The following is a 313-nucleotide window of genomic DNA, read 5'->3' on the forward strand; positions in this document are numbered from 1 at the left end:
TCATTAACGACACACGTTCCGCTGTATTTCCAGACAACGATGAATGCCATATTTCTTTGGCGTAAAATAAATTACTCAGAACGTAACAGAATGATTCTGAATACTGCGGGGTATAACCTGAACGCGCTGTCAGCGTAAATCCGATGCGTTACCTGCCCCGGCTTTTACCAAAGCAATCGGTTGATTGATGTCCGGATTGACGTCCGGCATCCTTATTCTTACCGCATCAGGTAGCGGTACTCCTGCCGGTATATCCCAGCGTTGTTTCAGCGTTTGCTCCGCGAGCCAGACCTGCCTCACGCCGGTCCCCAGC

At 50.2% G+C, this 313-nt stretch carries 1 pseudogene; it reads right to left on the bottom strand.

Annotated elements, in window-relative coordinates:
* Positions 1-129 precede the first annotated feature (129 nt).
* Positions 130-313: pseudogene (locus AC3G3F_RS23915) on the bottom strand (transport protein); the annotation flags it as partial.

Source organism: Salmonella sp. FC25216 (assembly GCF_057751355.1).